Annotated in this window: 1 protein-coding gene; it reads left to right on the top strand. The window is 65.3% G+C overall.

Translation table 11 applies throughout. The annotated features are described in order from the left end of the window. A partial coding sequence (locus LU493_RS19375; RefSeq protein ID WP_275289448.1) for an Ig-like domain-containing protein occupies nt 1-1892 on the top strand: 1892 nt, incomplete at both ends.

Raw genomic sequence — 1892 nt, 5'->3', positions numbered from 1 at the left:
GCCACGGCAACCGACGAAGCCGGCAATACCAGTGACCCGACCACGGTGACCGTGGATGGCACCGCGCCGGCGGCGCCGGTGATCGTCGAGGCCACGGATGACGTGGGCGATATCACCGACCCGCTGGCCAGTGGTGACAGCACCGACGACACCACACCGACACTGATCGGTACCGCGGAGGCCGAGAGCACGATCGAAGTCTTCCAGGATGGTGCCTCGATCGGCACCGCGACCGCCGATGCCGATGGCAACTGGAGCTTTACGCCGGATGCATTGGACGACGGCGAGGTCACGTTCACTGCCACGGCCACCGATGCGGCGGGCAATACCTCCGCAGCCAGCGGCGCCTTTACGGTGACGGTGGATACCATCGCCCCGGATGCCCCGACGCTGAACGTCGCCGCCAATGACGACGGTACGGTCACGGCCAGTGGTGAAGCCGAGGCCGGCAGCACCGTGACGGTAACCTTCCCGGATGGCACGACCGACGAGGTCGTGGCGGGCGATAACGGTCGCTTCGAAGCGATCTCGGATGGCGCTCAGCCGAGCGGTGAGGTCAGCGCTACCGCCACGGACACGGCAGGTAACGCAAGCGGTGCGACCACGCAAGACTATGACGTGGTGACGCCGGCCGCTCCGCTTCTGGCCATTCCGGCGAATGCCGATGGCTTCATCAATGCCGAGGAAGAAGACGCGGGCCTTCAGGCCAACATCATCCTGGATGATCCGGCTCAGGCGGGGGAAGACGTCGTGGTCAGCGTGACCGATGACGAAGGCACGAGTGCCGAGGCAACACTGACCCTGACGGCGGATGATATCGAGGCCGGGAGTGTGTCACTTCCACTCGACTTCGCCGATCTAGCTGAAGGTGCACTGGAAGCGTCCGCCAAGGTAGGGGGACGTGACGCCAATTCGCTCGATATTACCCTGGACACCACCGCACCGAGTGTTGCGGTGGATCCGCTGACCACCAACGACACCACGCCGCCCTTGAGCGGCACGGTGGACGACCCCGAGGCGACCGTGACGGTCACGGTAGATGGCGCTGATGTCGAGGCCACCAACAACGGAGATGGCACCTGGCGTCTGGCGGACGACACGCTGTCCGCGTTGCCGGAAGGCGAGAGCGATATCACGGTGACGGCCACCGATGCGGCGGGTAATGAGACGACCGCAACGAGTTCGGTGACGGTGGACACCATCGCCCCGGATGCTCCGACGGTGGACCCGACGGACGGCAGCGAACTGAGTGGTAGTGCCGAACCGAACAGCACCGTCGAGATCGATGTGGACGGGGATGGCACGCCGGATCACAGCGTGACCGCCGACGGCGACGGCAACTGGTTGGTGACACCGGATACGCCGCTGGATGACGGCACTGAGATTTCGGCCACGGCAACTGACGAAGCCGGCAATACCAGTGACCCGACCACGGTGACCGTGGATGGCACCGCGCCAGCGGCGCCGGTGATTATCGAGGCCACGGATGACGTGGGCGATATCACCGACCCACTGGCCAGTGGTGACAGCACCGACGACACCACACCGACGCTGATTGGTACCGCGGAAGCCGAGAGCACGATCGAGGTCTTCCAGGATGGCGACTCGGTGGGCACCGCGACCGCCGATGCCGATGGCAACTGGAGCTTTACGCCAACCGCGCTGGACGATGGCGAGGTCACGTTCACTGCCACGGCCACTGATGCGGCGGGCAACACCTCCGCAGCCAGCGGCGCCTTCACGGTGACGGTGGACGCCAGTGCCCCTGATGCCCCGACGCTGGCACTGGCCTCTGACACCGGCACGGATGGTGATGGTATCACCAGCGATGGCACCGTGAATGTAGGGAACCTGGAAGACGGTGCCACCTGGGAGTATTCCACCGATGGTGG

The sequence above is a fragment of the Halomonas elongata genome (assembly GCF_029081005.1).
Taxonomy (GTDB): domain Bacteria; phylum Pseudomonadota; class Gammaproteobacteria; order Pseudomonadales; family Halomonadaceae; genus Halomonas; species Halomonas elongata_B.
Note: the sequence above shows the minus strand (reverse complement) of the source record. Positions and strands in the feature narration are given on the sequence as shown.